This is a genomic window from Marinobacter sp. L-46 (assembly GCF_056859535.1).
This window is the reverse complement of record NZ_JBSXOP010000086.1, coordinates 1-5,553: the sequence shown is the minus strand read 5'-3', so window position 1 is coordinate 5,553 and position 5,553 is coordinate 1. Positions and strand designations below refer to the sequence as shown.

The 5,553-nt window shown below is 46.2% G+C and carries 3 protein-coding genes and 1 pseudogene; 3 read left to right on the top strand and 1 reads right to left on the bottom strand.

What is annotated here, in order from left to right; all coding sequences use genetic code 11:
- The first annotated feature begins 250 nt into the window (after nt 1–250).
- From AC13DJ_RS15475 to AC13DJ_RS15465, 3 genes are all read left to right on the top strand, one after another.
- Nucleotides 251–997, top strand: coding sequence for an IS630 family transposase (locus AC13DJ_RS15475; RefSeq protein ID WP_482934017.1), 747 nt, complete (start codon nt 251–253; stop codon nt 995–997).
- 23 nt (nt 998–1,020) lie between these two features.
- Nucleotides 1,021–3,792, top strand: a complete 2,772-nt coding sequence (locus tag AC13DJ_RS15470) for a winged helix-turn-helix domain-containing protein (protein ID WP_482934016.1) — start codon at nt 1,021–1,023, stop codon at nt 3,790–3,792.
- Nucleotides 3,793–3,931: 139 nt separating this feature from the next.
- Nucleotides 3,932–5,065, top strand: coding sequence for a CaiB/BaiF CoA transferase family protein (locus AC13DJ_RS15465; RefSeq protein ID WP_053114429.1), 1,134 nt, complete (start codon nt 3,932–3,934; stop codon nt 5,063–5,065).
- Nucleotides 5,066–5,100: 35 nt separating this feature from the next.
- Here AC13DJ_RS15465 and AC13DJ_RS15460 read toward each other — a convergent pair.
- A pseudogene (locus tag AC13DJ_RS15460) lies at nt 5,101–5,280 on the bottom strand (IS3 family transposase); the annotation flags it as partial.
- Between the last annotated feature and the right edge of the window lie 273 nt (nt 5,281–5,553).

The window sequence follows — 5,553 nt, the reverse complement described above, 5'->3', positions numbered from 1 at the left end:
ACGCTGGAAGCGAATCAAGGGGTTTGACCAACTGAAGCTGGTCGTGGACAACGTGCAGTTTCAGGATGGAATACAGGTGGAAGATCAATCTGGCAGGAACGCTGCCTGATGGTCATACACCAGATTTGACAATAACTCCCGAAAACTGAACCGTGGAGACGTCAAAATTTATGAGCACACGGTTCATCAGGGTCCGATACAAGCCTTGCACTGGAGTATCAGCCTCATACGAACATGCCGGGGGCGCGTGTTGGCAAGTGCATTAGCTGAAGAATGCGTTAAATTTGAAGCCGCAACGGCTCACTACGTTAAAATCACGAATAATCCGTATTTTCTCGAGAAAGTTTGCGACATTGTCGGCCTTTATCTGAATCCGACGGACAATGCGCTGGTCCTCATTGTTGATGAAAAGACCCAAATTCAGACGTTCGATCGAACACACCCAAATCTACAGCTCAAGCCAGGCCAAGTTGAGCGTCATCCGTACGATTACAAGCAACATAGCACGACAAGCCTTTACGCGGACTTCAACATTTTGACGGGCGAAGTTATTGGCCGTGTCGCCCAGAGTCATCACGCCTTGGAATTTATAGATGTTTTAAGACAGATTGATTGGGAAGCTCCGCAGGATCTGCAGCTGTGTATCATCTTAGATAGCAACTCTTCTCACAACACCTTGGAGGTCAAAGCCTGGCTCGCCAAGAATCCTAGGTTCAAGGTGCATTTCACCCCAACCAGCGCGTCGTGGTTGAATGAGGTTGAGAAGTGGTTTGGTCAACTGGAACGGCGCGCACTTTATCGAGGAAATTCAATTAGCGTTGGTGAATCGAAGTCAGGGATTAAGAAGTGTATTAAGGTTCACAACGAAAAACTGGCCAAGCCCTTCCGGTGGAATAAAACTACTGGACACGATTGTATCATTGGCATGGCAATTTTGCGCTTAATCGATAATAAGCGTGTAAATTTAATAGGCGCTATATTTGGTGGGCTGGAATGAGGCAAAAACAAGATCTAAGAGGCATGCGACATCATCTGAGTTCGAATTGGCGCCTGCCGTTGATTCCGACCAAACTTTCACCGCCAAGGAGGTCTCAGCCTCTCTTTTCCCGAAAACGGCTGGAGAGTCTTGCCCCGGCAATCATGAAGCATGCTTTGACACTAGTCCAGGCGCCTGCAGGGTATGGAAAGACTACAATCGTTGGCCAATGGGCGGACATGTATCGAGGTGAAGATAAGCTTATAGCTTGGTTAAGTCTCTCAGAAGAAGACAACTCAGAAAAACGATTCTTATCATATCTCATCGCCTCACTGTCAATAACGAAGTCGAATTTCTGCAATGAATCTATTTTAGCGATTAACTCTGAACTATCTTCATCGATTGAAGTTGTTGAATCGATTTTGCTCGCCGAGTTAGAGGCCTCTCGAGAGGAAATCCTACTTACATTAGACGACTACCACTGCATTACTAATCCTGAAATTCACTTGCTAATGTTGCGTCTGATAAAGAATCGACCCGAAAATCTCCATATTATCATTGCAACCAGATCCGAAATTCCCATACGGCTATCTAAGCTGAAGTTGGAAAACCAATTGTTAATCTTGGGTGTCTCTGATCTTCGAATGGATTTTAGTGAGCTTGAGATGTTTCTAAACGAAGTTGTTGAGTTGGATCTACCTAAGAACGTCGCGAGATTGCTTTACGAGGTTAGCGAGGGATGGGTTGCAGGCGTGCAAATGGCGGCTTTGTCACCAAGGCTTCGCAAAGAACCAAAACAATTCCTTAATGAATTTGCAAGCGGATCGAAGGATCTTAAAAACTACCTCCATGAGGTATTAGTGGAACTATTACCTTCAGATTGTGAGGAAGCCCTTGTACGCTGCTCAATTTTAGAGCGCTTCAACGTATCGCTATGCGAGGTGGTTGGTGGGGTAAGCGATGGGAATGCCTTTTTAGAGAAATTGTCTCGGTTGAATTTGTTTATATTTTCGCTTGATGACAATAATGAGTGGTTCCGGTTTCATCGGTTATTTTCTGATTTTCTTCGAGAACGTTTGGGTCAGTTAGGTAAAAAGGAGGTGTTAGCCCTTCATCGTCTTGCTTGCAACTGGTTCGTCGCTCATGAGTTGTGGTCTGAAGCAGTGAGTCACGCTTTAGCCATTGGTTATTCAGATCTTGCTAAAACGTTCATCGAACGCTGTGCATCGGAAATGCTAGAAAAAAGCCGAACGGCCACACTGGTCAATTGGGGGAAGCAAATACCAGAGCATGAGTTGAGCAAGAATATTGACATACGCTTGGCAATCGTCCGGGCTCAGATGCTAATGATGGAGCTTCCTCCCATTCATGGCTTGCTTCATGAGATAGAGTCTGACTTGCAGAAAAGTGATGATGTTGATTTGATGGAAAGAAGAGAGGATTTGCAAAAACAAATACAGGCAACGTCATTGCTACTTGCACTACTTGAGGACCGATTGGAAGACGCTAGGCGCTCTGCGGAGCCATGGATGGAAGCGCCTAGTGAGCTCAATAGATTTGAGTACGAAGTGGTCTTCAATGTCCTAGGCTATATTTATCTCCATCAAATGCGTTTTGATGAGATAGTTGAGGTACAGCGGCAAGCAGCTCGAATGACCAATAAGCTTCACTTCGGTGAGGGATACCGAAAAAGTTTTGAAGGCTTGGCCTGGTTCTGGCGTGGACGCTTAGATAGAGCTAAAGCATTGCTGGGAGAGTCTTTAGCGATTTCTGAAAAAATCGCCGGTCGGCGTTCGATGGCTTCTGTGACAGCCATCGCGAGCTTGGCCGAGCTTTGCTATGAGCGTAACAAAATAGAGGAGGCGGAGGAATTATTGGCATCTGCAATGACGGGCTCTTTGGACGCCTGCCTATTGATAACAGCACAAACCATTTATTCGCTTCTTGCTCGAATAAGTAAGCTGCGCGGAGAAAAAGCAGAATCTTGGATATTACTGGATAAGCTCGAAAAGGTTGCCATGAAAAGAGGGTGGGTCCGACTGGAGGGCCACTGCTATGCAGAGCGTATTCAGTCTGATATTTGGGAGGGTGATGGGGTATCAGCAACGAGAGAGCTAGGGCGTTTTGAACAGTATCTTGAGACCGTGAATCCGGATGTTATTGCTAAAGAACTCCTACATGATGATTGGCTAATATCGAAGGCACGAATTGAACTCCTTAATCAACCATCCAAGGGTTTTATAAAGGAGTTGCATGAGCGTATTACTGTTCTAGACCGTCAGGGTGCGTTTTATCGTAGTGCTAAATTCAGAATGCTGGCTGCGCTTGGAGAGTGGAAAATTGGCCAAACCAAGGCGGCTAAGAAAAGCTTAATTCCAGCACTCGCACTAGGTCAAGCGCAAGGCATGTTTAGAACCTTTGCAGATGAACTTCAAGGTGGGCAGTGTCTTCTAAAAAATATTGCTTCAAGTTTAGACGCACACGAAATGCGGTTGATGCCTTATATTGAAGGCTTAGTAAACAATATGGAACCTGCACCAAAATTGTTAGGCAATTTTGAAAAAGACCTTGAATCTGACTCGTTACCATCTGACATTTCTGATCTCGAACTCTTGAGTGCATCAGAGGTTACTGAAAGGGAGCGTGAGATTCTGGAACTAATCGGGGATGGTCTATTTAATAAGGAAGTTGCGAACCTATTAGGAATATCCGAGGGTACTGTCAAATGGCACCTAAAAAACCTATACAGTAAATTGGGCGTTTCCAGCCGAACTCAAGCCTTAAAAAGGGCGCATAGTCTAAAACTGATAAATTAACCTTCCCTCCCTGTCCCGCCCTTTCGAGGGGGGGAAGGTTGTTTATTTTTGGTTAGTATTTTGGGCCGCGAGAGTAAAGTAATACTGCTGAATTAAATGCCATTTCGATCGAAAGCATCTCGGAATATTAGGAGTTTTTATGGGGCCTCTTGAGGGAGTCAAAGTTGTAGAGTTTGCAGGGATTGGTCCAGCGCCGATAGTGGGTATGCTGTTAGCTGACTTGGGAGCCCAAGTTGTGCTAATTGAACGCAAAGTGATGAATTCAAACGCTGCAACAGTTGATCCCACTTTGATGGGAAAGGCTGCATTTTTTAAACGAGGTAAGAAGTCAATCACACTAAACCTCAGCAAATGTAGTGATGTTGAGGCTGCTTTGAGTTTAGTTGCAAAGGCTGATGTGCTCGTGGAGGGTTTCCGCCCTGGCGTTATGGAGAGATTGGGGATTGGACCAGAGGTATGCCTCGAAAAAAATCCAAAACTAATCTACGGTCGGATGACTGGATGGGGACAGACGGGACCGCTAGCGCCTTCGGCCGGTCATGACCTGAACTTTTCTGCCATCACAGGAGCTCTTTTTTACGGCGGTTTGCCAGGGGATATTCCGTTCCCGACGCCAACTTTGCAGGGTGATGTGGGGGGAGGGAGCATGTCTTTGGCGCTCGGTATCCTATCTGCACTGTTTCATGTCAATAAAACTGGCCAAGGTCAAGTGATTGATGCGGCTATTTCTGATGGTGTAATTTATAACATGATGCTTCTGGCCAGTTTGAGGGAACAAGGAGTCATTAGTGATGGCGACCGTAATGACTTTTTCAGTGGTGCGGCTCCGTGGTGCAGCACTTATCGGTGTGCCGATGATCGCTTTGTTACCGTTCAAGCATTAGAGCCTAATTTTTACCAAAAGCTAGTTTCTATTTGTGGTTTTAGCGATGATCCAGACTTTGTAGACCAATACGATAAGAGTTGCTGGCAGATAGCGAAGACGAAGATGTCAGCGTTTTTTGGCTCCCGTACGCAGGCTGAATGTTGTTCGCTTTTGGAGGGAACAGACGCTTGTTTCGCTCCGATTTTGAATTTTTCTGAGGCTGCAAATCATCCTCATAATCAGGCGCGTGAAAGCTTCATTCGTATTGACGGAGTGCTGCAGCCTGCACCCGCACCTAAGTTTAGTCTCACTAAGCAGGTGGTTGGTAGTATACCTGATTTGGGTGAGCACAATGACAATATTTTGGGACCGCTAGGTTTGTATAACAAATCCAATCTCTCTGATTGATATCAGAATCTTAGACGCGAAAGGTCAGAGGGGTTCTACCCCATTTCCACGGACGGTTTTAAAACGGCTGACAACTTCCGATCCTGAACGGCAACTCTACGTCGCATCCTGGGATTATGGAACCGCTCAATGTAGTCGAATACATCAGCTCGCGCTTCGTTCTGAGTGCGGTAATGCCGGTGGTGAATTCGCTCCCGCTTGAGCATCCCGAAGAATGTAACCGTCCGGTAAACCCATCTTGAGCCAGGTGCTGCGGCCGTCAGGATAGTGTCCACTTATTTTTAAGTGGACACTTAACATGACCAACATAAGCGTAACCAAGCCCTACCAAAAACGTCGTCGTTACTCTAACCCGGATTTCTCATAGTGCTCCAACAACCTTCGCAGACCAAGCCTGGTAGTGCCAGATCCGAGTGGTCATGGTCGAAGTTGGCGATTATTTAGCCAGTTTCCGGCATTCAGGCACAACTCCCCCTTTCCCCCATTGG